Origin of the sequence: Synechococcus sp. EJ6-Ellesmere, from assembly GCF_024345875.1 — a bacterium.
Classification (GTDB): Bacteria; Cyanobacteriota; Cyanobacteriia; order PCC-6307; family Cyanobiaceae; genus Regnicoccus_A; species Regnicoccus_A antarcticus.
Map to the genome: position 1 here is coordinate 1 of NZ_JAGQBY010000001.1, position 24,676 is coordinate 24,676.

The following is a 24,676-nucleotide window of genomic DNA, read 5'->3' on the forward strand; positions in this document are numbered from 1 at the left end:
CCTGAACTGGCTGGAGGCCGGCTGCTGATGCTCCTGCTCCGCTCAGCCCCCTCGATGGCCCAGCGGGTGCGGCTGGCCTTCAGCCGCCGTGCCCGCCACTACGACGCCGCCGCCAGCCTGCAGCGGGCCGTGGCCTGGCGGCTGGCCCGCCATTGCCGCAACCTGCCCCTCCCAGCCGGCCCAATGGCGGATCTGGGGGCCGGCACCGGGCTGCTCAGCAGCGCCCTGGAGCAGCAACGCCCCGGCTTGAGCCTGCTGCGCCTCGATGCCTGCGCGGCCCTGCTGGAGCAGGACGCCCGCCAAGGCCGCGCCCGGGCTGGCCTGGTCTCGCCTGGTGCTTCAGCGCCCCAGCTCCTCTGGGACCTCAACGACGGCCTGCCCGCGGGCCTGAACAGGGCGGCGCTGCTGGTGTCGAGCTTCGCGCTGCACTGGCTGGAGGATCCCGCCGCCAGCCTGCGCCAGTGGTGCGAGGCCCTGGCGCCGGGCGGCTGGCTGGGGCTGGCCGTTCCCACCGCCGGCAGCTTCCCCCAGTGGCGCCAGGCGGCCGCCGCCGCCGGCGTGCACTGCACCGCCCTGGCCCTGCCCGAGCGGTCCCGCTTGCTGGCCGTGGCCGCCCAATCCCTTGAGCTGCGCTTGGCCACGACCCTGCGCTTCAGCCAGAGCGGCCCCAGTGGCCGGGCCCTGCTGCGGCCCATCGGGGCCGTGGGTGCCGGCAGCACCACCGCCGCACCCCTGGGGGTGGGGGCCTGGCGGCGGCTGGAGAGCCACTGGCCCCGCGAAAGCGACGGCCACAAGCGCCTGAGCTGGGAGGTGCTGCTGCTGCTCGGCCATCAACCCTCAATGGAGCTGAAGCCTTGACACGCCTGGTGGTCTGCGGCACCGACACCGATGTGGGCAAGACCGTGGTGAGCGCCCTGCTGGTGCAGGGGCTTGGAGCGCACTACTGGAAGCCGGTGCAGTGCGGCCTGGAGGAGGGGGGCGACACGGCCAGGGTCGCGGCCATGCTCGGGCTCACCCCCGCCGAAGCCGCCTTGCGCCTCCTACCAGAGGCCTACCGCTACAGCCATCCGGTCTCGCCCCACTGGGCCGGTGAGCTGGAGCAGCGGCCGATCGAACTGGAGCGGCTGGCGCTGCCCCAGGTGAGCGGTCCGCTGGTGGTGGAAACCGCCGGCGGCCTGCTGGTGCCCCTGCGCCTCGACAGCCTCCAGATCGATCAGATCCGCCGCTGGGGCCTGCCGGTGCTGCTGGTGGCCCGCAGCGGCCTGGGCACCCTCAACCACACCCTGCTCTCGGTGGAAGCCCTGCGCACCAGGGGTATCCCCCTGCTGGGCCTGGTGCTCAACGGCCCCCTCCACCCCGACAATCCCCGCACCCTGGAGGCCATGACCGGGGCGCCGGTGCTGACCTGCCTGCCCCCCCTGCCGCGGCTTGATCGCAACGCCCTCGCCGAGCACTGGCAGGCCAGCGGCCTGGCCCGTAACCTGGCCCGATGACACGAGGCAATCTGCTGGTCAGCGCATCGGTGGCCCTGCTCTGCGGCGGCATTCTGGTGCTCTTCACCGATGTGGAGCTCGGGATGGTGCACTGGTTCAACTGCGGACCCTGGGCCTCCGAAACGGCCCGCCTGGAGAAGCGGTGCCGCTGATTCAGCCACCCGCCAACCCTTGAGCTGGGATCCCCATCTCTGGCACCCCACCACCCAGGTGGCCCGGGCCGATCCACCCCTGCGGGCGGTGGCCGGCCGCGGCGCCGTGCTCAAACTCGACGACGGCCGTGAGCTGATCGATGCCATCAGCAGCTGGTGGGTCACCCTGCACGGCCATGGCGAGCCCAGCATCGCCGCTGCCGTGGCGGAGCAGGCCCTGCGGCTTGAGCAGGTGATCTTCGCCAACTTCCGCCATCCCCCCGCCGAGCGTCTGGCCGAGCGGCTCAGCGCCGCCTCCGGGCTGGAGCGGCTCTTCTTCTCCGACGACGGCTCCACCGCCGTGGAGGTGGCCCTGAAGATGGCCTGGCAGTGGTGGCGGAACCAGGGCTCCGAGCGGCGTCAGCTGATCGCCTTCGAGGGGGCCTATCACGGCGACACCTTCGGGGCCATGGCCCTGGGGGAGCGCTCCCTGTTCTCGGCGCCGTTCGAGCCCCTGCTCTCGCCGGTGGCCCGCGCCCCCTGGCCCGCCACCTGGTGGGACGATCCAGACGTGGAGGTCAAGGAAGCCGAGGCCCTGGCGGCCCTGGAGCGGCTGCTGGAGCTGCCCACCGCCGCGGTGATCCTCGAGCCGCTGGTGCAGGGGGCCAGCGGCATGGCGATGGTGCGCGAGCGCTTCCTGCGTGAGCTGGAGCAGCGGGTGCGTCAGGCCGGCGCCCTGTTGATCGCCGATGAGGTGATGACCGGCTTCGGCCGCACCGGTGCTCTCTTCGCCTGCGGGCGGGCCGGCATCCGCCCCGATCTGATGGCCCTCTCCAAGGGCCTCACCGGTGGCTTCCTGCCGATGGGCGTCACCCTGGCGAGCGAGCGGATCTACCGGGGCTTCATCAGCGACGACCCCAGCCACACCCTGTATCACGGCCACAGCTTCACGGCCAATCCGCTCGGCTGCGCCGCCGCCAACGCCAGTCTGGATCTGCTGCTGCACCAGCCCGCGCTCCACGAAGGCTTCGAGGCCCGCCACCGGCCCCATCTGCAGGCCCTGTCAGGCCACCCCCTGGTGCAGCGGCCGCGGCTGTGCGGCACCATCGCCGCCTTCGACCTGGCGGTGGAGCGGCCCGGCTATCTCCATCCCGCCGGCCTCCAGCTGCAGCGCCACGCCCTCGAGGCCGGGGTGTTCCTGCGGCCCCTGGGCCATGTTGTCTATCTGCTGTCGCCGCTCTGCCTCAGCGACCGCCAGCTGCAGCAGTGCTACGCCGTGATCCGCTCAGGCCTCGATCAGCTCAGCTGAGGCTCGCTGCGCGGAAGCCCGTGCCTCAGGGGCCCGCCAGAATCGCCGATTCCACATCAGCGCGGCTGAGGCCGTAGGGGAACAGGCGCACCGTGACGCTGCCGTCCTGCTCCCAGCTCACCTTCAGTTCCTCCACCTCCAGCTCGATGCGAGCACTCCAGGAGGGCTGCTTCAGGTCCCAGAGGCAGGGCTCGGAGCGGTCCCGGCAGGCGCCCAGATCATTCAGCCACTGCTCCAGCGCCGGCAGCGGGTAGTTGTAGAGGGGCGTCTGTAGGGGGGGTAAGGAGCTCATCCCCGGGCAGGCCTGCGGTGGTGCCTTCAGTGTGCCGCTCGATCGGATCACTGGCCGGGTCACTGGCCGGAGCGCTGATCGGAGTGCTGAGCGGGGGCTGGGTGACCAGCTCCACCCCCCGCCACCAGGCCAGGCCCAGCCCCAGTACCAGGCTGAAGAGCAGGGCGAGGGCCAGCAGCATCAGCGCGAACCATTCCCCCCCCGAAAACGCCCGCCGCACGGAAACGGGGCGACGCAGCTCAGCAGCCGGTGGGCTGAGAGCCTCGACGCGCTGCAGCAGGGCCAGGCGCAGCTGGCTGTCGTAGGCGGAGCGCCGCTGGGGATCGCCCAGCACCAGGTAGGCCTCCTGCAGCCGGCGGAACTGGTCCTGGGCCTCGGCCAGCGGCAGGGTGGTGGTGTCGGGGTGATACAGCTTGCTGAGGGAGCGGAACGCCTGCCTCAGGTCCTGGGGCGTGGCCGTGCTCGGCAAGCCAAGCAACGCGTAGAGGGATGGGCCCGTGACCGGGTGCTCGCCGCCTGCCACCAACCACGCGCCATGGTTGGGTGATCCTAGAGAGCTCCACCAACGGTGCTGCAGTGATGACGGCCCCCGCCGATCCGGTTCCAGCTGGCCTCTGGGACAGCCTGGGCTGGGAGCCCACCCCCGAGCAGCTGCAGCTGTTGATGGCGTTGCAGCAGCAACTGCGCCACTGGAACGCCCGCCTCAACCTCACCCGTCTGGTCGATGGCGACGACTACTGGATCGCCCAGGTGTACGACAGCCTCTGGCCCTGGCGCGACCAGCTCAACACCCCATCTCAGCCCTTGCGCTGCCTTGATGTGGGCACAGGCGGCGGCTTCCCCGGGCTGGCCCTGGCGATCGCCCTGCCGGCCGCCCGCCTCACCCTGGTGGATTCCGTCGGGCGCAAGGCGGAGGCGGTGAAGGCCATGGCCGCCAGCCTGGGGCTGGGCGAGCGGGTGCAGGTGCGCTGGGAGCGGGCGGAGGCCACCGGTCAGGCCCGCAGCTGCCGCGGCCGCCAGGACTGGGCCATGGCCCGGGCCGTGGCCGCAGCCCCGGTGGTGGCGGAGTACCTGGTGCCCCTGCTCAACAGCAGCGGCCGGGCCCTGCTCTACCGAGGCCAGTGGAGCCCAGAGGATCTGGCCTGCCTGGAGCGGGCCGCCACCAGCCTGCGCGCCGAAGTGGAGCGGGTGGAGCGGATCGACCTGCCAGGCGGACGGGGCGTACGCCACGCGGTGGTGCTCAAGCCGAGCGCCCCCTGCCCGGCCATCTACCCCAGGGCCGTGGGTCTGCCCGCCAAGCAGCCCCTGGCCTGAGCCCGATCACTCAGCCGCCATCAGCCGACGGACGCTGGTGCCCCCCAGGCGCTCGCGCAGGCTCCGCAGCAGCGCCGGAATCCGCTCGGCCCAGGGGCTGGCCGTCAGCACCGCCAGCAGGTCAGCTTCGCTCACCTCCCGGTCGAGGGCCTCGGCATTGGCGCCGGGAAACCAGTGGCTCCCCTGGCCCAGGAGGCCATAGCGGGCGCGGGCATACCCCTCCAGGTCCCAGGCCTCCAGGAGGTTGTGCAGCCAGAGCAGCACCGGCAGGTTCAGCCCTCCAGGGGTGGCCTCCCAGGCGGGCAGACCATCACTCCAGCTCTCGAGCCAGCGGGCGCCGAGGGCCTCGAGCCTGGCGTGCTCCAGCCGCTCCTGCACCGGGGCCAGCCAGCACTCGGCCTCGGGCAGGCGCGCCACCGCCTGCAGGTGCAGGTCGAGATCAGCCGGGCCGGCGGCGCCCACGCTGATCGTGTGGATCGCCGCCTCGCGCAGGCAGAACAGGTCGTTGAACTCAATCGGGTGCAGCGGCGCGCACAGCTCACTGATCCGCTCGGAGGGGGTGTGCAGGTGGCCGCCCTTGTCGGTGGGGCTGATCACGAACACGCCCATGTCGTGACGGCGGGCGGCCTCAAGGGCCGGGCGATTGTCCTGGCGGATGTAGTACCAGTGCAGGTTGATGTAGTCGAAGGCATCGCTGGCGATCGCCTCGAGAATCAGCGGCAGGGGCGCGTGGGTGGAGAAGCCCACATGGCCGATGCGGCCCTGAGCCTGCCAGCGCCGCACCACGTCGAGGCAGCCGCCGGGCCGCAGGGTCTGCTCCAGATGCTCGGGCAGGTTGAGGCCATGGATGCCGAGCAGATCGAGCCGCTCGATGCGCAGCCGCTCAAAGCTCAGCTCCAGCTCCGCCTCGAACTGGGCAGGATCCTCATGGGGCGGCACCTTGGTCTGGAGAATGCGCCGGGGATCGGGCACCTCCCGCAGCAGATCACCCAGTTGCCGCTCGGACGTTCCGTAATGGCGGGCGGTTTCGATGTGATGGAACCCGGCGGCCACGGCCTTCCCCAGGGTGGCGCGCAGGTTGGCCTGGCTCTGGGCCGTGATCTCAGCGGCCGGCAGATCGCTCCAGCTCTGCTGATAGCGCATCCCCCCCAGCGACAGCACCGGCATGGCCAGATCCGTGCGCCCGAAGCGACGGCAGGGCAGCGCGTCCGTCAAGGCCGAGGCAAGGTGCGCTGAACCCGGGATTGACTCGGATAGCCCAGGGGCAGCAGCTCCTGGGAGCGCAGGCGCTCATCCAGTTGGGGCACGTCTTCGTAGGGCACCCAGTGGATGCAATCGACCGGACAGGTGTCGATCGCCTCCTGAATGGTTTCGGTGCTGTCGCCGTCCTGGCGGATCGCCCGGGAACGCCCCCAGACCGGCTCCACCAGGAAGGTGTTGCCCGCCACATGGGCGCAGTAGCGGCAGCCGATGCAGACGGCCTCATCGACCCAGACGGCCTGCTGGCGCAGACTGCCCCCCAGCAGCGGCTCATGGCCGCTGGGTTGCTCCCTGGAGCGGGCAGGCGCCGCGAAGGCCAGGGAGGGATCGACCTCAGCCATCCCAGCGGGTCACCACCAGTTCGATCGAGCCATCCAGGCTTGAGGTCTGCTCGCTCACCTGGAAGCCCTCCTGGGCCGAGGCCGCCAGGACCTGGCGCAAGGCATAGCGCTGGGTGATCTGGGCAAGGAAACGCTCCACCGGAATCGGCTGCTTCCACAGCTCCAGGTCGGTGACGAGCTCATAGCTGCCGGATTCGGCATTCCAGCGAAAACCGATGTCGCAGCCGTCGTTGCGGATGAGGGCCACATCGGCGAGCACGGTCTGGCCGCGGTACCCACGCACCGGCCGCTCTCCCAGCTCGGGTTCGTGGCCGAGGTCCCGCAGGGCCTCCAGCAGGGCAGCGCGGTCGCGCAGTTCGGTCTTGACGGTGCTGAAGTGGGACATCGGAGCGGCCGAAGGGTACGGGTGAAACTCAGGCGGAACGCTGGTGCACGCTCACAGAGGGGGTGACGGCCTGAGCCGCGGCCAGGAAGGCCTCGGAGGTGGAGCGGCGCTGCTGCAGCGAACCGAGCTGGTTCTCGATCCGCTCGGTGAGCTGCTCGCAGGCTGAACCCTGGACGCCTTCCACAAGCTCCTCCACTCGCCCATCGGGGCGAATGCGGAAGCGGATGGTGGTCTGGGCCATCCAGGCTCACTCAGGTGGGCAAATGTTAACCAGCTTCCCCTGCCGCTGCCGGAGGCCGCTTCAGCGGATCAGGCCGTCTTCCACCAGGGTCTGCAGCCGCTCCAGCACCGCCGGACTCTCCAGCTGTTCCAGAGCCACCCGTGCCTCGTCCCGCACCGTGGAATCGCCGTCCTGGAGCATCACCGCCACCAGCGTTTCCACCAGTTCCCCCTGGCGAGGATCCACCAGGTGGTCGTAGAGGCGCCCGAGCGACCAGGCGCTGTTGCTGCGCACCACCGGCTCGGAATCGATGCGCAGGCTCACCAGCAACTGGGCGGCAGCCTGATCGGCCTTGGCCGCCCCCGTGCCGCCCACATCCGCCAGGGACCCCGCCGCCCACAACCTCACCGCGGCGATGTCGTTCTGCAGGGCCCTGATCAGCGGGTTGAGCACCGGCGACTCGGCGTAATTGCCCAGGCTCCAGGCCACCGCTTTGCGCACGTAGCCGTTGCTGTCGTCCTGCAGCAGGGCCAGCAACGGCGCCACCGCACGCGGATCGGGATTGCGGCCCAGGGCATAGACCGCGCTCATGCGCAGGATCGGGCAGGTGGCCTCCAGCAGGGGCAACAGCAGCGGAATCGCCCGGGGGTCGCGGTGTTCACAGAAAATGCGCAGCCCCTGCATGCGCTGGTCATGGCCTCCCTTGAGCCACTCCAGCCCCAGGTCACATTCCGCGGCGATGTCGGCCTCGGCGGGCTCGAGCGCATCGAGGTCTTCGAGCGGATCCCCCAACAGCTCCTGGGCCAGCTCGCCAGCCAGCATTTCCGGGTCGAAGGCCAGCTCGGCCGGACCGTAGGCGTAGGGGGGCGGGGTACCGCCTGGATCGGGGTTGGCTTGGTCGGTCATGGCCCTCAGCCGATCGGAGCGGGGGCGGCCATGTCACCCGGCAGCCAGATCCTGGCACTCACCGCGAACAACGCCAGACCGAACAGCACCACGATCGCGGCCGGCAGCAAGGTGGAGCGGAAGAACGACACGGCACAGGTCTGGGAGGTACCCCATTCTGAACGCTGGGGTCAACGGACTTCCGTAGGGTTCGCCCAGTCGTGTCCGGCCCTTGGCATCCGAACCAGCCAGCGAGCGCATGGCAGCAGCCGAGGCGGCCTCCGCTCCCCGCCAACGCCTGGTGGCGGTGACGGCCCAGGGGGTCGCCAGCGGCACCCCTTACATGGTGGGCAGCAAGCTGCTGCAGGGATGGCTGGCCGCCAGCAATGTGCCCCTGAGTCTGATCGGTCTGCTCGGCCTGGCGGAACTGCCTTACACCCTGAAGATGTTCTGGGCGCCGGCCCTCGACCGCTGGCCGCTGCCCTGGCCCGACCGCCGGCGGGGCTGGCTGCTGCTGCTGCAGATCACCCTGGTGGGCGTGATTGCGGCCATGGCCCTGCTGCGACCGGGCACGGACGCCGCCAACCTGACCGCCATCGGCGTGATGGCGGTGCTGCTGGCGGTCTGCAGCGCCACCCAGGACATCGCGGTCGACGCCTACCGAACCGACCTGCTCCCGCCGGCGGAGCGGGGTGGCGGAGCGGCCGCTTCGGCCATGGGCTATCGGGGAGCCATGCTGGCGATCGGGGCGGGCGGCTTTCTGCTGGCGGGCCGCTACGGCTGGCCAGCAGCGTTCCTGGCCTCGGCCGCGCTGCTGCTGGCGGTGGTCCCGTTCACCCTGGCGGCTCCGCGGCTGGCACCGATCGAGCATCCCGTCACCAGCCTGCGGCAGGCGGTGGTGGGCCCGGCACGTGATTTCCTGCATCGCACCGGTTTCGGGCGAGCCGCGTTGTTGCTTCTGCTGGTTCTGCTCTACCGCTGGCCCGATGGCCTGCTCAGCCTGATGGCCGTTCCCTTCCTGATTCAGCAGGGGTTCAGTCCCGGGCTGATCGGGGCGGTGCAGGGGGGCTGGGGCATCGCCGCCACGATGATCGGCACGGTGCTCGGCGGGGTGCTGTTCAGCCGTCTGGGCATGAACCGCTCGCTCTGGCTGTTCGCCCTGATCGGAGCGATCGGCAACCTCTCCTATTGGGCCCTGGCCCAGTTCGGTGGCGGCCAGACCGCACTGGTGCTGGCCGTAGGGATGGAGAACATCGGCGGCGGCATGGTGGGAGCGGTGTTCGTGGCCTTGCTGATGAGCCTCTGCAACCCGAGGTTCTCGGCCACCCAATACGCCCTGCTCTCCGGGGTCTATGCCCTGAGCCGCTCAATCCTGGCCGCTCCGGCCGGGCTGGTGGCCGAACGGGTGGGTTGGAGCAGCTTTTTCCTGTTCACGGTGGCGGCGGCACTGCCGGCCTTCCTGCTGATGCTGCGACTGACCCCCTGGAACGGTGCCGGCCCCCGCGGCGCCTTTGATCCGGCGAAAGACCCCACCTGAGGCGACCGTCGGGCAAACCCAGGCTCGACGCTGGTCAGAGTGATGCCGCCGCCGCCCGCCGCCTGAGCTGACCGCAGGCGGCATCCCCGTCGAGACCGCGGCTGGCTCGCACGCTCACGGCCACATGCCGCTCCAGCAAGGCCCGCCGGAAGGCCTCAACCCGCTCAGGGCTGGGACGCTGGAAATCTTCCTCCTCGATCGGGTTGTAGGGGATCAGGTTCACGTGGCTCTGGAACCCGCGCAACAGCGCCGCCAGGGCCGCCGCCTGGCGGGGGTGGTCGTTGAGGCCCCCCAGGAGGATGTACTCGAAGCTCACCCGCCGGCCGGTGATCTCCACGTAGCGGCGGCAGTCGTCGAGCAGCGCCTCCAGCGGATAGGCGTGGGCCGTGGGGATCAGCTGCTCCCGCAGGCCCTGATCGGGGGCATGCAGGCTCACCGCCAGGGTGAACTGGGCGCGGCCAAGCCTTTCCAGGGCAAGCTCGGCCAGGCTGGGCAGGGTGCTGGGCACCCCCACGGTGCTCACCGTGATCTGGCGCTGGGCCATGCCCAGGTCGGTGCAGAGACAGTGAATGGCCCCCAGCACGGAATCGATCGTGAGCAGCGGTTCGCCCATGCCCATGAACACCACATGGCTGGGGCGGCGCTCCATCACCTCGCGCACGCAAAGCACCTGATCGACGATCTCGTGCACCGCCAGGGAGCGCTGCAGGCCTCCCTTGCCGGTGGCGCAGAAGCGGCAGGCCATCGGGCAGCCCACCTGACTCGAGACGCAGACCGTAAGGCGATCGCGGGAGGGAATGCCCACGGTTTCGAGGCTGAGGCCATCGGCGGTCCCCAGCAGCAACTTGGTGGTGCCATCGCTGGCCACACTGCGCTGCAGTTCCCTGGAGCGGCCGAGTGCATCGGCGCCGGCGGGGCCCGCCTCAGCAGTGAGGCTCTCGCGCCACGCTTTGGGCAGCACGCTGATGTCAGCCAGGCGGCGCGCCCCCTTGGCATAGATCCAGTCGTGGAGCTGACGGCCACGAAAAGCGGGTTGCCCCTGGCTGACAGCCCAGGCCTCCAACTCGCCCAGGCCCAGGCCCAGCAGGGGCACGGCCTGGGGCGAAGGCGCGGCGGAGATCACGACCAGATCAGCAGCCCATGGCCGAGCCAGCGCTCCACCGCCACCAGAGCGATGAAACCGAGCATGGCCAAACGGCCGTTGAGCCGTTCGGTGTGGGTGTGGAAGCCGAAGCGGGGCAGGCGCCGCTTCGGGACAAGCGTGGGGTCCAGCAAGGGAATCAGTCCTCCGTGAGTAGACCTTCTTCCTGCAGACCCTCAACGGCCGCGGGATCGGGGATGAGCTCTTCCTCCAGGCCTTCCTCCTGGGTGGGCCTGGCAAAGGCCGCGAAGGAGCTGGCGGCCGCCTCGATGCCCCGCTTGCTCCGGACCGCATCGAGCTCGTCCTCGGAAGGATCCTCAAGCACCGCCTTGGTGACAGGGGCCGCGGCGGGCATCTCCACGGTGTAGTCCGGGCGGAGATTGGCCACGCGGCGGTAGCTGCCGGCCTCCTCATCGAGGATGTCGGGGTGGGGACCGGCTTCAGCGCGCAGTTCCTCCTCGAAGCCACCGAAGCCGGTGCCGGCGGGGATCAGGCGGCCGATGATCACGTTCTCCTTGAGACCGCGCAGCCAGTCGCTCTTGCCCTCGATCGCCGCTTCGGTGAGCACCCGGGTGGTCTCCTGGAAGCTGGCGGCGGAGATGAAGCTGTCGGTGTTGAGCGAGGCCTTGGTGATGCCCAGCAGCACCGGCGTGAACTCGGCGGGGGCGCCACCGGTGATGGCCATCGCCTGGTTGACCTGCTCCACCTGGCGCAGCTCGATCAGCTCACCGGGCAGCAGGGGGGTGTCACCGGCATCCTCGATGCGCACCTTGCTGGTCATCTGGCGCACGATCACCTCGATGTGCTTGTCATCGATGGTGACCCCCTGGGATTTGTAGACGTTCTGCACCTCCTGCACCATGCGGAACTGCAGCTTGGAGATGGCTTCCTGGGCCGCTTCCATCGAGGGCTTGCGGTCCCTGAGGTCCTCGAAATAGCACTCCAGCAGTTCGTGGGGATTGATCGGACCGTCGGTGAGCATTTCACCGGCCGTGACCTGCTGGCCGTCGTTCACCATCACGTTGCGCCCGAGCAGGATCGGGTAGTCGGTGCTGATGTCGTCGTGCTCGATCACGGAGACGGTGACCGAGTCGTCGTCTTCGCCCAGCTTGATGGTGACGGTGCCGGGTTTGCGGCAGAGCACCGCGGATTCCCGCGGCCGACGGGCTTCGAGCAGCTCTTCGATCCGGGGCAGACCCTGGACGATGTCACCGGTCTTCTGGCGCTCGAACACCAGCAGCGCCAGGGCATCCCCGCGCTGAACGAGTTCGCCGTCGCGCACGTGCAGCACCGAATCCGGCGAGACCATGTAGGGACGGCCCAGTCGGATGGTGATCAGGCTGCCGTCGATGGCTTCCACCTGACCGCAGCAGGGGGCCTCGATGCCGCTGGCAAGGGGCTCACCGTCGACCAGACGCTGGCCCACGCTCACGGCCAGCTCGGCGCTGCCGATGTCGAGATCACGGGTGTCGCCATCACGCTCGACGATCAGGCGCCGCACCGGTTCCCCTTCCACGGGATCGGGAAGTTGCACCACGCCGTCTTCCTTGCAGAGGATCTGGGTGGTGGCGACCACATCGCCGCTCTTGACGCTGGTGCCGTCCTCCACCTGCAGCTCGGTGTGGGTGGAGCCGTGGCTGGCATCGGAGAGGGTGTCGCGACGAACCAGCAGGGTTTCGAGAATCACCAGTTGCAGGCGCTCGATCGTCTTGGCCCGCCTGTCGGGGACAGCCTCCACATCCACCGTCATCTGGGGGGTGGTGTCGAAGGTGTCGAGGATCAGCTGGGTGCGCAGCAGCTCGACCCCATCTACCGATTTGATCAGTTCACCGTCCTTGAAAGTGAGCCGCTGGGTGGCCTTGAGCCCCAGAGAGGGGCCGCCGTTCTGCTTGACGCTGCCCAGCTCGGGCAGGTGCGCCTGGTCAGGAATGGGGTATTCCTCCACCGGCCGCAACAACAGGGCGCCGCCTTCGGGGGTGTCGACGGCCTCGACATAGACCATGGCCTCAGGCACCAGGCCGGGAGCGATCTCTTCGCCGGGATTGTGCAGGCGACCATCGTCGCTGTAGCGGGCGTGGATTTTGGCGTCGCTGACGAGATGCAGTGTTCCCGAGCGCACGATGATCTCGCGCAGGATGTCGTTCTTCTGGGTCACGGTCACGATCCCGGCCGTCTGGCTGAAGATGTCCTTGACCACCTCCGTGCCGGCCTCGATCCACTGGCCGTCTTCGATCATCAACAGGGAGATGTCCTTGTTGATCTCGTGGGTTTCCTGGGGAATCCAGAGCACTGTTCCGCCCTTGGACACCTCGTAGCCATTCTTGGCGGAGCGGGCTTTTTTGATCGAGAGGCCTGGGGCGTACTTGATCAGACCACCGGTCTGAGTCCGGAAGCGGTCATCGGCCAGCTCGGCGATCACCTCACCACTGCCGATCTTGCTGCCCGGCTGGGTCTTGAGCAGGTAGCGGATGTTGTCCTTGCCCTCGAGGTGCCAGATCTCACCGGAATGGGTGGATTCACCCACCAGCTTGCAGTCCTTGAGCGTGAGGCTGGCGGTGACGATCTGCACTTCGCGGGAATCGCCGGTGGAATCGCGCAAGCGCACCGAACCACCTTGCTCGCTCACCAGACGGCTCTCCGCCAGCACCTCACCGGTGGTGACGGCAGTGTTGCCCTTGACCACGGGCTGGGCGTTGGGGGGCAGGTTGTAGACATCTCCCGCCAGCACCCAGAGACGCCCGAGGCGCTGGGCCTTGAGGGTGATGTTGCCCTGGCGGTCGGTCGACTCGCGGGGCTGAATCACATCTTCGTAGCGCACCTGACCCGCCAGGTCGCAGATCACATCCTTGGTGGCCTTCTCCACGCTCTTCTTGACCGCGGCGCCAGCGGAGATCTGGGCCAGCACCATGTCGGACGGCACCTCATCACCATTGGCGACGAACAGCACCGAACCGGAGGTGATATCGAGCTTCTGAATCTTGCCCTTGCCGCTGGGCTTCACCGAAAGGGTGAAATCGGTTTCGGAGAGCTGGGCTTCAACCCCGTGGGAGGTGCGGTGGGAGCGAACCCGTGCCTTGGGACCGAATTCAACGGTTCCGGCCACAGAAGAACGCACCACGCCCGTTTCGGCTGTGGACACACCACCGGTGTGGAAGGTGCGCATCGTCAGCTGGGTGCCGGGCTCACCGATCGACTGGGCAGCGATGATTCCCACCGCTTCGCCCAGATCCACCAGCTGGTTGTGGGCCAGGGCCCAGCCATAGCACTTGCGGCAGACCGAGCGGGCGGCCTCGCAGGTGAGGGGGGAGCGCACGACGACGGTCTTGACGCCAGCGGCCTCGATCAGCCGGGAGAGCTCGTTGTCGATCTGGCCGTCGCGATCGACCAGCAGGGTGCCGTCGGAGCCATGCACGGGCTCACCCGCCAGACGACCCACGAGTTTGGCGAAGAAACGGCCCTTCTCATCGGCATGGATGGGGATGCCTCGGGTGGTGCCGCAGTCGTCCTCCCGCACGATCACATCCTGGGCCACGTCCACCAGCCGGCGGGTGAGGTAGCCCGAGTCGGCGGTACGCAGGGCCGTGTCCACGAGACCCTTGCGGGCGCCGTAGGAGGAGATCACGTATTCCGTGACCGTGAGGCCCTCGCGGAAGTTGGTGCGGATCGGCAGGTCGATGATCTCTCCCTGGGGGTTGGCCATCAGACCACGCATGCCCACCAGCTGACGCACCTGGGACATGTTGCCCCTGGCGCCCGAGTTGGCCATCATCCAGACCGAGTTGAGCGGGTCGTTCTCGTTGAAGTTCTTCTTGACCTCCTCCACCAGCCGCTCATTGGTTTCGGTCCAGGTGTCGATCACCTTGGTGTGCCGCTCCACCTCGGTGATCTCCCCCAGCCGGTAGCGCTCTTCGGTGTCGGTGATCTGCTGCTCGGCTTCCTCGAGCAGACGAGCCTTCTCGAAGGGAATGCGCAGGTCTTCCACGGAGATCGAGACCGCGGCCTGGGTGGCGTAGTGGAAGCCCAGATCCTTGAGGTCGTCGGCCATGGAGGCCGTGGCAGCGGTGCCGTGGTGCTTGTACGCCCAGGCCACGAGATTGCGCAGAGCCTTCTTGTCGATCTCCCGGTTGCGGAAACGCGGCGGTTCCTTGCTCAGGGGAGCGCGGCGGTACTGGGAATTGGGCTTGGAGGGGGGGGAGGTCATGGCGGCGAGCGAAAAAGAAGAACGAAGAAAAAAACCTGGAACACCAGGTGAAGACGACGACGTGCTGCAGCAGGTCAGCTCAGGTGGCGGCCACCGCGTCGATGATCGTTCTGTTCATCACCACCCGGCCGACGGTTGTGAGCAGGTAACGGGTGATCAGGGCACCGTCTTCGTCGAAGCGGTCGCGGCGGTACTTCCACTGCTCGATGCGGGTGCCATCGCTGAGGGTCTCCTCATGATGGGGGGCTTCAGCCTCGTCTTCATCGTCGACCTCGCCGCTGAAGCGAACCCAGACCCACTGGTGCAGGTCAAGATGCCGCTCCTCAAAGGCGTTGATCACGTCGTTGAGGCCAGCGAAGGTGCGGCTGCGGTCGCCGAAGCTGGGCATGCTCTCCTTGCGATCCACTGCGGTGAGGTAGTAGATGCCCAGCACCATGTCCTGAGACGGGGTGATGATCGGCTCACCGGTGGCCGGCGAAAGAATGTTGTTGCTCGCCAGCATCAGCATGCGCGCCTCAGTCTGGGCCTCGATGGCCAGGGGCACGTGCACGGCCATCTGGTCACCGTCGAAGTCGGCGTTGAAGGCGGGGCAGACCAGGGGGTGGAGCTGGATGGCACGGCCATCCACCAACTTCGGCTCGAAAGCCTGGATTCCGAGCCGGTGCAGCGTAGGTGCCCGGTTGAGCATGATCGGGTGGCCTTCGATCACTTCCTGCAGCACCTGCATCACCTCGTCATCGGCCCGCTGAATCAGCTTCTTGGCGGCCTTGATGTTATTGACGATGTTCTGGCGGATCAGCCTGTGAATCACGAACGGCTGGAACAGCTCGATCGCCATTTCCTTGGGCAGGCCGCACTGATGCATCTTCAGCTTGGGGCCCACCACGATCACGGAACGACCGGAGTAGTCGACACGCTTGCCCAGAAGGTTCTGACGGAAGCGGCCCTGCTTGCCCTCGATGATGTCGCTGAGCGACTTGAGCGGACGGTTGTTGGCACCGACCACAGTTCGGCCGCGGCGTCCGTTGTCGATCAGGGCATCCACAGCCTCCTGCAGCATCCGCTTTTCGTTGCGGACGATGATCTCGGGAGCAAGGATCTCCTGCAGCCGCGCCAGGCGGTTGTTGCGGTTGATCACCCGGCGGTAGAGATCGTTGAGATCGCTGGTGGCGAAGCGGCCGCCATCGAGCTGCACCATCGGGCGCAGGTCGGGGGGGATCACCGGGATGGCATCGAGCACCATCCAGTCGGGGCGGGCATCGGTGGCGATGAAGTTATCGATCACGCGCAGACGCTTGATCAGCTTCGCCCGTTTCTGACCCTTGCTGCCGGCGATGTCCTCGCGCAGCTGCTCGGCAATCTCGGTGAGGTTGAGGTCTTCGAGCAGGCGCTTGAGCGCCTCGGCGCCGATGCCCACTTCGGGCTCATTCTCGATCTCCGAGTCTTCGGCGTAGATCTGATCCTCGATCTCCAGCCACTCGTCTTCGGTGAGGAGTTGCTTGTAGGTGAGGTCTTTGTGGTCCCCCGGCTCGAGCACCACGTAGCAGTTGAAGTAAACGATCTGCTCAACATCCCGCAGGGGCATGTCAAGCAGGATCGCCACGTAGCTGGGGATCCCCTTCAGGTACCAGACGTGAGACACCGGAGCCGCCAGCTTGATGAAGCCCATGCGGTGACGCCGCACCCGGCTCTCGGTGACCTCAACCCCGCAGCGTTCGCAGACGATGCCACGGTGACGCACCCGCTTGTACTTACCGCAATGGCATTCCCAGTCCTTGGAGGGGCCGAAAATCTTCTCGCAGAAGAGCCCGTCCATCTCGGGCTTGAGGGTGCGGTAGTTGATCGTTTCGGGCTTGGTCACCTCACCGACCACCTGACCATTGGGCAGGGTGCGCTGTCCCCACTGCATGATCCGCTCCGGCGAAGCCAGAGTGATCTTGACGTAGTCGAAGTGGTTCTCGGTGCGGGAGTTGCTGTTGGTCATGGCCGAAGGGCGCGCGGACGTCGAGTGAAACGGTGAAACTCAGGGCGTGGATTCAATCGTCGTCGTAATCCGCGACGCCGAGGGATTCATAGGTGGGCCGGTTGGGGGTGCTGCGGCGGGGATTGACGTCCTGCATCAGATCAACCTCGACGCCCTCATCGGTGTAGACGGCGATGTCCAGACCCAGCGACTGCAATTCGCGCATCAGCACCTTGAAGGATTCCGGGGTGCCGGGGCGGGGAATGGGCTTGCCCCAGACGATGGCGTTGAGGGCTTCGTTGCGGCAGTGCATGTCGTCGGACTTGACGGTGAGCAGTTCCTGCAGGGTGTAGGCGGCCCCGTAGGCCTCCAGGGCCCAGACCTCCATCTCCCCGAGCCTCTGGCCGCCCTGCTGCGCCTTGCCGCCCAGGGGCTGCTGGGTGACCAGGGAGTAGGGACCGGTGGAGCGGGCGTGGATCTTGTCGTCGACCAGGTGGACGAGCTTGAGGATGTGGGCGTAACCCACGGTGACCGGTTGATCGAAAGGCTCGCCGGTCCGCCCATCAACCAGTTGGATCTTGCCGGGATTCTCAGGGTCGTAGACCCACTCCTTGCCAGGCTCGCTGGCAGCCTCTTCCAGGTACTTCTGCACGGTGTTCTTGGAGGTTTCGTTGCCGTGCATCTCATCGAACGGCACCACCTTGACCCGGCAGTTCAGGTGCGACGCAGCCCAGCCCATCAGGCACTCGAACACCTGTCCGACATTCATCCGCGAGGGAACCCCCAGGGGATTGAGGACGATGTCGATCGGGGAACCATCGGGCAGGTAGGGCATGTCCTCACGGGGGAGGATGCGGCTGATGATGCCCTTGTTGCCGTGGCGGCCGGCCATCTTGTCGCCCACCTGGATCTTGCGCCGCTGGGCCACATAGACCCGCACCACCATGTTCGCCCCCGGCGGCAGCTCATCACCCTGCTCGCGGGTGTAGATGCGCACATCCACAACCCGTCCGCGCTCGGTGCTGGGCACCCTCAGGGAGTTGTCGCGCACATCGCGAGCCTTTTCACCGAAGATCGCCCGCAGCAGCTTCTCTTCAGGCGGCTGATCCGACTCACCCTTGGGTGTTACCTTACCGACCAGAATGTCACCGGATTCGACATAGGCTCCGATCCGGATGATACCCATCTCATCGAGGTTGCCCAGGCTTTCTTCAGCCACATTGGGAATCTCGCGGGTGATCTCCTCGGGTCCAAGCTTGGTCTGGCGGGCCTCAATCTCATACTTCTCGATGTGCACCGAGGTGTAGAGGTCGTCCTGAACGAGCCGCTCACTCACGAGGATCGCGTCCTCGTAGTTGTACCCCTCCCAGGGCATGTAGGCGATCAGCACATTCTGACCCAGGGCGATCTCGCCACCCTCACAGGCGGAACCATTGGCCAGCACCTGGCCGGCGATCACCTGATCACCCTGGCTGACAATCGGCCGCTGGTTGAGGCAGGTGTCCTGGTTGGAGCGCTGGTACTTCTGCAGGTGGTGGATGTGATCGGTGCCTTGCTCATCGCGAATCACAATCGCCGTGGCATCCACGAAGGTGACGATGCCATTCACCCGGGTGATCGGCACCATGCCCGAGTCGCGGGCCACCTGGGTTTCCAGGCCAGTACCCACCAGGGGCCGCTCGGGCCGTAGCAGGGGAACGGCCTGACGCTGCATGTTCGAGCCCATCAGGGCCCGGTTGGCGTCGTCGTGCTCGAGGAAGGGAATCAGCGAGGTGGCCACCGAGATCACCTGCACGGGTGAGAGCTGCACGTAATCCACCTGCTCAGGCGGCACTTTCTCGAAGTCCTGGCGGTAGCGGACGGGGATCAGCTCAGCGAGGATGCGGCCGTCGGCATCGGTGGCCACGTCACCAGGGGCGACGCGGCACTCGTCTTCAAGGTCGGCGGAGAGGTAGATCGGATCGCCCTGCTTGTGGACGAAACCGTTCTCCACCTTCCAGAAAGGAGTTTCGATGAAGCCGTATTCATTGACGCGGGCGTGGGTGGCCAGAGAACCGATCAGACCGGCGTTGGGACCTTCGGGGGTCTCGATCGGGCAGATACGGCCGTAGTGGGACGGGTGAATGTCGCGCACAGCGAAGCCTGCCCGCTCACGGGTGAGGCCGCCTGGGCCGAGGGCACTGATGCGCCGCTTGTGGGTCAGCTCCGCCAGGGGATTGGTCTGGTCCATGAACTGACTGAGCTGGCTGGAGCCGAAGAACTCCTTGATCGCCGCCACCAGGGGCTTGGGATTGACCAGCTGCGCGGGGGTCAGCGATTCAGTCTCGCCGACCGTCATCCGCTCCTTGATGATCCGCTCCAGCCGGTTGAGGCCAACCCGCACCTGGTTCTGCAGCAGCTCTCCGACGGAGCGCACCCGGCGGTTGCCGAGGTGATCGATGTCGTCGAGGGAAGCCCCGCCCACATCAAGCTCAAGGTTGATCAGGTAATCGATCGTCGAGAGCACGTCCTCAGCGGTGAGGGTGCGCACGGCATCAGGGATGGTGAGCCGCAGCTTCTTGTTGATCTTGTAGCGGCCCACGCGGCCCAGGTCGTAGCGCTTGGGATCGAAGAAGCGGCTGTGCAGCAGCTGCTGACCACCACTCACGGAAGGGGGCTCACCGGGACGCAGCTTCTTGTACAGCTCAAGCAGCGCCTGATCTTCCGAGGAGATGCCTTCGTCGTTGGCCGCTTCGATTGACTTCTTGTAGTACTCCGGGTGCCGGAGCTTGTCGAGCACGTCGTTGTCAGACAGGCCGATCGCCCGCATCAGTACGTGGGCATTGATCTTGCGGGTCTTGTCGACGCGAACGTGCAGCAGATCGTTCTTGTCGGTTTCGAACTTCAGCCAGGCACCACGGTTGGGGATCAGGCTGGCGTTGAAGGTCTTGCGGCCGTTCTTATCCTGCTCGTCCTTGAAGTAGACGCCGGGGCTGCGCACGATCTGATTGACGATCACCCGCTCGGCGCCGTTGATGATGAAGGTGCCGCGCTCGGTCATCAGCGGCAGCTCGCCGATGAAGACTTCCTGCTCCTTGATCTCGCCGGTTTCCTTGTTGACCAGCCGGCAGGTGACATACATCTGCGAGGCGAAGGTGGCATCGCGGCGTTTCGCTTCTTCGACATCGTGGCGGGGCCGCTTCAGGCGGTACTCCGTGCCGACAAAATGGAGCTCAAGCTTGCCGGTGTAGTCGGTGATCGGGGAAAAGCTGTCGAGCTCCTCGATCAGACCCTTCTCCAGGAACCACTTGAAACTCGCCCGCTGCACCTCGACCAGATCGGGCAGGTAGGTGACGGTCTTGGCGACCTGAATCGCGCTGCTCATGCGGGGACCTGCAGGAACGGGTGAAAAAGTGGATGGACGGCGCCGGCGGGAACACGCCTGACGCTTCGGACTGCCGCAAGGACAGCCAAAGGCACGGCAGGGTCCTCTCCGGGAGAGGGGGGAACCCTGCCGTGCTCACGCTGATGAATCTCGAATCGGAGCTGCCGAGCTCGACAATGGTGCGCTCACGCTACCAGGCCAATAAAACATCATACACTATTGGGCTTAGGTGGTCCCGGGAGGCCAAACAGGCGTACCGCGTTCGCCGTTGAGTCGGCCGCCACCTGCTCCAGGGCCTCGCCCCTGAGCTCCGCCACACGGCTGGCCACGGCGGCCACGTAGGCGGGCTCATTGCGCTTGCCCCGGCGGGGAACCGGTGCCAGGAAGGGACAGTCGGTTTCCACCAGGTAGCGATCGGCTGGAACCTGTTGGGCACAGAGGTGGGTATCGAAGGCCTTGGGAAAGGTGACCGTTCCGCTGAAGCTGATGTACAAGCCCAGTTCCAGAAACGACGCCATCTCCTGCGGGGTGCCGCCCCAGCAGTGCATCACTCCGCGGGGGCAACGCCCCTCAGCCTGACGCTGGCGCAGCTCCTGCAGCATCGGCGCGGCGGCATCGCGGCAATGAATGATCACCGGCAGATCCAGCTCCACAGCGAGATCAAGCTGGGGGCCAAGGACCGCCAGCTGACTCTCGAGGTTGGAGTCGCGGAAGAGATCCAGACCCAGTTCACCGATGGCCAGCACCCGCTCGTCGTCGAGGGCGGCCTGACGCAGCACCGCCTGGGTGGTGGGGTCCCAGTGCTCGGTGTCGAGCGGATGAACCCCCACCGAATAGCGCAGCTCGGGAAACCGATCGGCCAAGGCACGGATCGGACCGATCTGGGATGGCTCCACGCAGGCATGCAGCAAGGACACCACACCGGCTTCACGCCAGCGCTCGGCCACCGCGTCGAGGTCGGCCTCGAAGGTGCTGAACACCACGTGGCAGTGGGAGTCAACCAGCGCCGGAAGCCCGGTGGCCACGGCAGGCATGGTGTTGACGGTCATGGGGACGGCGAGCCGCTCAGGCGTTGCCGGCAACGGGCTCGATGGCCTGCTTGACGGCGGTGCTGAGCCGCGATTTCTGGTTGGCGCCGGTGTTGCGGTGGATCACACCGACCTTGACGGCCTTGTCGATCTTGCTGAAGGCCGCGTTGAGGCTGGCCTGCACGGCCGTCTTGTTGTCCTCGCCGGGCTCCTGGCTGTAGACGGTCACGGCCGCGAAGCAGCGCTTCATCAGCGTGCGCACCGCCGACTTGTAGGTGCGGTTCTGCAACCAGTTGCGCTCGGCAATCAGGATGCGCTTCTTCGAAGACTTGTTATTGGCCACAGGCGGGTTCAGCGCTGATTCAGCAGTTGTCGATCTTACCCTCACAGGCTCGCCCGCCTGGGGGCCAGCTCTAGCCTGGGACATTGACTCAGCGGCGCCGCCTTCCGCCACCGCCTTTCTCCTTGCCGAACACCCTGAGCGACACCGCACCAGCCCTGGCCCTCGAGCGCCTGGAGGATCTCGATGCCGCCGCGGCCAGGCTCGCGCGCATCGCCGGCCGCACCAGCGGCGGCGCCAGCCAGGAGGCCGCCGCCAGAGTGGAGGCCATCCTCGAGCAGGTGAAGCGAGAAGGCGATGGCGCCCTGCTGGAGCTGAGCGAACGCTTCGACGGCTTCCGTCCGGATCCCCTGCGCATTCCCCGCGAGGAGCTGGCCCGCGCCTGGAAGGCCTGCCCCTCGGACCTGCGCAGCGCCCTGGAGCTGGCCCACCGGCGCATCCTCGATTTCCATCAGCGTCAGAAGCCCAGCGACCTGGAGGTGACGGGCGTGCACGGCGAACGCCTTGGGCGGCGCTGGCGTCCGGTGGCCAGGGCAGGGCTCTACGTACCCGGCGGACGGGCCTCCTACCCCAGCACCGTGCTGATGAATGCCGTTCCGGCCCGGGTGGCCGGAGTCAAGCGAGTGGTGATGGTGACGCCTCCGGGTCCCCAGGGACAACCTGACCCCACGGTGCTGGCCGCCGCCCACCTGGCTGGAGTTGAGGAGGTCTACCGGGTCGGTGGGGCCCAGGCCATCGCCGCCCTGGCCTATGGCACCGAATCGATCCCGCGGGTGGATGTGATCAGCGGTCCGGGAAACCTCTACGTGACCCTGGCCAAAAAAGCTGTGTACGGCCAGGTGGCCATCGATTCCCTGGCCGGCCCCAGCGAGGTGCTGGTGATCGCCGACCAGAGCGCCGATCCGGATCACGTGGCCGCCGATCTGCTCGCCCAGGCCGAGCACGACCCCCTGGCGGCGGCGATCCTGCTCACCACCAGCGCTGCCCTGGCGGCGGCTGTGCCCAAGGCCCTGGAACAGCAGCTGCGCCACCACCCCCGGGCGGATCTCTGCCGGGCGGCCCTGGAAGACTGGGGGCTGATCGTGCTCTGTCCTTCCCTGGAAGACGCGGCCAGGCTGAGCGACCACTTCGCACCCGAGCACCTGGAGCTGCTGGTGGAGCGGCCCGAGCCCCTGGCGGGGCGGATCGAGAACGCCGGTGCGATTTTCATCGGCGCCTGGAGCCCCGAAGCGGTGGGCGACTACCTGGCCGGCCCCAACCACACCCTGCCCACCTCAGGCACCGCCCGTTTCTCCGGCGCCCTGAGCGTGGAGACGTTCATGCGTCACACCAGCATGATCGCCTTCAACCGCCAGGCCCTCGAGGCCACCGGGCCAGCGGTGATCACCCTGGCCCAGAGCGAGGGGCTGCACAGCCACGCCGATTCCGTGCGCCGCCGGCTCGACTGAACCGCTCAGGCTGATGGTCAGATCCGCTCGAGATCCCGCACCCGGGGCTCCCCGTCGACGATCTCGCCCACCAGGACCTGGTCGGTGAGGCCCACGAACAGCCCGTTCTCCAGCACCCCTGGCAGGTTGTTGATCGCCTGCTCCAGCGCCGCTGGATCGGCGATGCCGCCAGCGAACTTGAGATCGAGCACCAGGTTCCCCTGGTCGGTGACCACCGGGCCTGCCTTCTTCACAGCCATGCGCAGGTCAGCGGTGGCCCCCATCGCCTCCAGCTCCGCCTTCACCTGGCGCCAGGCCCCGGGCAGGACCTCCACCGGCAGGAGGAACTCCAGGTTGAGGCGCTCCACCAGCTTGCTGGAATCGACCACCACCACGAAGCGGTCGGCCCGGCGGGCCACCAGCTTCTCCTGCACATGGCAAGCCCCACCCCCCTTGATCAGCTGGAAGGCGGGGTCGACCTCATCGGCGCCATCGATCGCCAGGTCGATGCGGGAGACGGCATTGAGGCTCTGCAGGGGGATGCCCAGCTCAGCGGCGAGCACCTCCCCCTGGAACGAGGTGGTCACCCCGGTGATGGCCGAGAGTTCACCCCGCTGCAGGCGGGCTCCAAGTTCCCGGATCATCAGGGCGGCGGTGGAGCCGGAGCCCAGGCCGAGCACCATGCCGTCCCGGATCTGATCGACGGCGGCCGTGGCCACGGCCAGCTTCATCCGGTCCTGCAGCTCGGCCATGGGGGGTGAAACCAGGGGGTGCGACCGTAGCAAGCTGAAGGCTGAACCCCTGGAGAACCCAGCTGGCGCAGGGAGATTCAGGAAGCCCGCGGCAAGGCGGCGGGACGGATCGAGAGCTGCAGTTCCCGGTTGCCACGGACCACCTTGAGGGGCAGGGCCTCGCCGACACTGGAGGCCTCGACCCGCTGCAGCAGAGCGGCGGGATCGACCACGGGGTGATCAGCCGCCGCCACCACCAGATCACCACGCCTGAGCCCGGCGGATTCAGCCGGGCTGCCCTGGAGCACCCGCTGCACCAGCGCGCCGTCGCGCTCGGGCAACTGCAGCACCGCCTCGGGGTCGCGGTTGTTTTCGCGGGCGCGTCGAGCTGTGAGCGGCACCAGTTGCAGGCCCAGATAGGGGTGAACCACATCGGCGCCGGTACGCAGTTGATCGGCCACCCCCCGGGCCAGGTTGATCGGAATGGCGAAGCCGAGACCGGCGCCGGGTCCGGAGCGCACCAGGGTGTTGATGCCGATCACTTCACCGGCCGCATTGATCAGCGGCCCCCCGGAATTGCCAGGGTTGATGGCCGCATCTGTCTGAATCAGGTCGAGCCGCTTGTCGGCGAAGCCAAGACTGTTGATGTTGCGGTGCAGGCTGCTGACAATGCCGAGGGTGACCGTGCGCTCCAGGCCATAGGGGCTGCCCAGGGCAATGGCCCAGTCGCCCACCTCCAGGGCTTCGGAATTGCCCAGGGGGGCTGCCTTGAGGTCCCGGGGGGCGTCGATGCGCACCACCGCCAGATCGGTGACAGGATCAGCTCCCACCACGGTTCCATCGAGCTGGCGGCCATCGGCGAGGGTGACCTCCACCTGATCGACCCTCTCGACCACATGGGCATTGGTGAGCACCAGCCCAGCGTCGATCACGACGCCGGAGCCCTGGCCCCGCTCACGGCTGCTGCCTGCCGGGTCGCCGAAGAGATCACGCAGCAGCGGATCGAGCAGGGCCGGATCGAAGGCCTGGCGCGGCACCTCCCGCTCGGTGTCGATGCGCACCACGGACGGGCTGGCCCGTCCGGCCGCCTCGGCAACGAAATTGTGCGCCCGCGCAGCCGCTGGCGGTGAAGCACTGGCCAGGGCAGCAGCAGGGGGCAGTTCGGGGGTGAGCGCCAGGGCCTGGGAGGGCAGCCCCAGGGTCAGGCCGATCACCAGCAGCAGCGCCAGCCAGCGGCCAGGTCCAGCCCAGGGCCATGGCGGGGCCGGAGTCGAATCGACGCAGGAGCGGACGTGAGCGGGACTGGACATGGAG

General features: G+C 67.5%; 24 protein-coding genes. 7 read left to right on the plus strand and 17 right to left on the minus strand.

Annotation, left to right across the window (positions count from 1 at the left end):
* From KBY78_RS00005 to bioA, 4 genes are all read left to right on the plus strand, one after another.
* Positions 1–858: methyltransferase domain-containing protein (locus KBY78_RS00005; RefSeq protein WP_315856612.1), on the plus strand; the 858-nt coding region annotated here is incomplete at its 5' end.
* Positions 855–1,493: a dethiobiotin synthase gene (bioD, locus tag KBY78_RS00010; protein ID WP_255141788.1), complete on the plus strand. Its 639-nt coding sequence runs from the start codon at positions 855–857 to the stop codon at positions 1,491–1,493. The genes KBY78_RS00005 and bioD, both read left to right, overlap by 4 nt.
* Positions 1,490–1,645 carry a hypothetical protein gene (locus KBY78_RS00015; RefSeq protein ID WP_006172003.1) on the plus strand — a complete coding sequence of 52 codons (156 nt, stop codon included), beginning with the start codon at positions 1,490–1,492 and terminating at the stop codon, positions 1,643–1,645. Before bioD ends, KBY78_RS00015 begins: the two co-directional genes overlap by 4 nt.
* 19 nt (positions 1,646–1,664) lie before the next feature.
* Entirely contained in the window at positions 1,665–2,933 is a 1,269-nt protein-coding gene (gene bioA / locus KBY78_RS00020; RefSeq protein WP_255141789.1) for an adenosylmethionine--8-amino-7-oxononanoate transaminase, read from the plus strand.
* A 25-nt stretch (positions 2,934–2,958) separates the two neighbouring features.
* On the opposite strand, the gene KBY78_RS00025 is transcribed toward bioA, so the two are convergent.
* Both KBY78_RS00025 and KBY78_RS00030 read right to left on the minus strand, forming a co-directional pair.
* Complete coding sequence (locus tag KBY78_RS00025) at positions 2,959–3,225, minus strand: DUF3143 domain-containing protein (RefSeq protein WP_255141790.1); 267 nt, start codon at positions 3,223–3,225, stop codon at positions 2,959–2,961.
* Positions 3,152–3,748, minus strand: a complete 597-nt coding sequence (locus tag KBY78_RS00030) for a J domain-containing protein (RefSeq protein ID WP_255141821.1) — start codon at positions 3,746–3,748, stop codon at positions 3,152–3,154. Before KBY78_RS00030 ends, KBY78_RS00025 begins: the two co-directional genes overlap by 74 nt.
* Positions 3,749–3,804: 56 nt before the next feature.
* Between KBY78_RS00030 and rsmG the strand changes: the two genes are divergently transcribed.
* Positions 3,805–4,539, plus strand: a complete 735-nt coding sequence (gene rsmG, locus KBY78_RS00035; RefSeq protein ID WP_255141791.1) for a 16S rRNA (guanine(527)-N(7))-methyltransferase RsmG — start codon at positions 3,805–3,807, stop codon at positions 4,537–4,539.
* A gap of 6 nt (positions 4,540–4,545) precedes the next feature.
* On the opposite strand, the gene KBY78_RS00040 is transcribed toward rsmG, so the two are convergent.
* Genes KBY78_RS00040 through KBY78_RS00065 form a run of 6 tightly spaced genes read right to left on the minus strand, consistent with a single transcriptional unit; the run spans position 4,546 to position 7,782 of the window.
* Positions 4,546–5,754, minus strand: a complete 1,209-nt coding sequence (locus tag KBY78_RS00040; RefSeq protein ID WP_399215000.1) for an aldo/keto reductase — start codon at positions 5,752–5,754, stop codon at positions 4,546–4,548.
* On the minus strand, positions 5,751–6,140 hold the full coding sequence (locus KBY78_RS00045) for a ferredoxin (protein ID WP_006172009.1): 390 nt from the start codon (positions 6,138–6,140) through the stop codon (positions 5,751–5,753). The genes KBY78_RS00040 and KBY78_RS00045 overlap by 4 nt, the downstream gene beginning before the upstream one ends.
* Positions 6,133–6,525 (minus strand): DUF1257 domain-containing protein, encoded by a 393-nt coding sequence (locus tag KBY78_RS00050; protein WP_006172010.1) that lies wholly within the window; start codon positions 6,523–6,525, stop codon positions 6,133–6,135. The genes KBY78_RS00045 and KBY78_RS00050 overlap by 8 nt, the downstream gene beginning before the upstream one ends.
* Before the next feature lie 28 nt (positions 6,526–6,553).
* The gene (locus tag KBY78_RS00055; RefSeq protein ID WP_006172011.1) at positions 6,554–6,766 is read right to left on the minus strand and encodes a DUF2997 domain-containing protein; all 213 of its coding nucleotides are present in this window, start codon (positions 6,764–6,766) and stop codon (positions 6,554–6,556) included.
* A 60-nt stretch (positions 6,767–6,826) separates the two neighbouring features.
* A complete protein-coding gene (locus KBY78_RS00060; RefSeq protein ID WP_006172012.1) occupies positions 6,827–7,651 on the minus strand; it encodes a HEAT repeat domain-containing protein in 825 nt (274 codons plus the stop codon).
* 5 nt (positions 7,652–7,656) lie between these two features.
* Positions 7,657–7,782, minus strand: a complete 126-nt coding sequence (locus KBY78_RS00065; protein WP_006172013.1) for a hypothetical protein — start codon at positions 7,780–7,782, stop codon at positions 7,657–7,659.
* A gap of 80 nt (positions 7,783–7,862) precedes the next feature.
* Here KBY78_RS00065 and KBY78_RS00070 point away from each other — a divergent pair, with 80 nt between their 5' ends.
* Complete coding sequence (locus tag KBY78_RS00070) at positions 7,863–9,167, plus strand: AmpG family muropeptide MFS transporter (RefSeq protein ID WP_255141792.1); 1,305 nt, start codon at positions 7,863–7,865, stop codon at positions 9,165–9,167.
* 34 nt (positions 9,168–9,201) lie between these two features.
* On the opposite strand, the gene rlmN is transcribed toward KBY78_RS00070, so the two are convergent.
* The 7 genes from rlmN to rpsT form a co-directional block, all read right to left on the minus strand.
* Positions 9,202–10,290 carry a 23S rRNA (adenine(2503)-C(2))-methyltransferase RlmN gene (gene rlmN / locus KBY78_RS00075; protein WP_255141793.1) on the minus strand — a complete coding sequence of 363 codons (1,089 nt, stop codon included), beginning with the start codon at positions 10,288–10,290 and terminating at the stop codon, positions 9,202–9,204.
* The gene (locus KBY78_RS00080; protein ID WP_006172016.1) at positions 10,287–10,442 is read right to left on the minus strand and encodes a hypothetical protein; all 156 of its coding nucleotides are present in this window, start codon (positions 10,440–10,442) and stop codon (positions 10,287–10,289) included. Before KBY78_RS00080 ends, rlmN begins: the two co-directional genes overlap by 4 nt.
* A gap of 5 nt (positions 10,443–10,447) precedes the next feature.
* Positions 10,448–14,509 (minus strand): DNA-directed RNA polymerase subunit beta', encoded by a 4,062-nt coding sequence (locus tag KBY78_RS00085; RefSeq protein WP_255141794.1) that lies wholly within the window; start codon positions 14,507–14,509, stop codon positions 10,448–10,450.
* A 79-nt stretch (positions 14,510–14,588) separates the two neighbouring features.
* Positions 14,589–16,493 (minus strand): DNA-directed RNA polymerase subunit gamma, encoded by a 1,905-nt coding sequence (locus tag KBY78_RS00090; RefSeq protein WP_255141795.1) that lies wholly within the window; start codon positions 16,491–16,493, stop codon positions 14,589–14,591.
* Positions 16,494–16,545: 52 nt separating this feature from the next.
* Positions 16,546–19,836: a DNA-directed RNA polymerase subunit beta gene (rpoB, locus tag KBY78_RS00095; protein ID WP_255141796.1), complete on the minus strand. Its 3,291-nt coding sequence runs from the start codon at positions 19,834–19,836 to the stop codon at positions 16,546–16,548.
* A gap of 209 nt (positions 19,837–20,045) precedes the next feature.
* Complete coding sequence (locus KBY78_RS00100) at positions 20,046–20,885, minus strand: TatD family hydrolase (RefSeq protein WP_006172020.1); 840 nt, start codon at positions 20,883–20,885, stop codon at positions 20,046–20,048.
* Between the two features lie 16 nt (positions 20,886–20,901).
* Positions 20,902–21,207, minus strand: a complete 306-nt coding sequence (gene rpsT / locus KBY78_RS00105; protein ID WP_006172021.1) for a 30S ribosomal protein S20 — start codon at positions 21,205–21,207, stop codon at positions 20,902–20,904.
* A 122-nt stretch (positions 21,208–21,329) separates the two neighbouring features.
* Here rpsT and hisD point away from each other — a divergent pair, with 122 nt between their 5' ends.
* Positions 21,330–22,652, plus strand: coding sequence for a histidinol dehydrogenase (hisD, locus tag KBY78_RS00110; RefSeq protein WP_255141797.1), 1,323 nt, complete (start codon positions 21,330–21,332; stop codon positions 22,650–22,652).
* A gap of 17 nt (positions 22,653–22,669) precedes the next feature.
* On the opposite strand, the gene rpiA is transcribed toward hisD, so the two are convergent.
* Together rpiA and KBY78_RS00120 are read right to left on the minus strand one after the other, a co-directional pair.
* Positions 22,670–23,383 (minus strand): ribose-5-phosphate isomerase RpiA, encoded by a 714-nt coding sequence (gene rpiA, locus KBY78_RS00115; RefSeq protein WP_255141798.1) that lies wholly within the window; start codon positions 23,381–23,383, stop codon positions 22,670–22,672.
* 77 nt (positions 23,384–23,460) lie between these two features.
* The gene (locus KBY78_RS00120) at positions 23,461–24,672 is read right to left on the minus strand and encodes a trypsin-like peptidase domain-containing protein (protein WP_255141799.1); all 1,212 of its coding nucleotides are present in this window, start codon (positions 24,670–24,672) and stop codon (positions 23,461–23,463) included.
* Positions 24,673–24,676 lie beyond the last annotated feature (4 nt).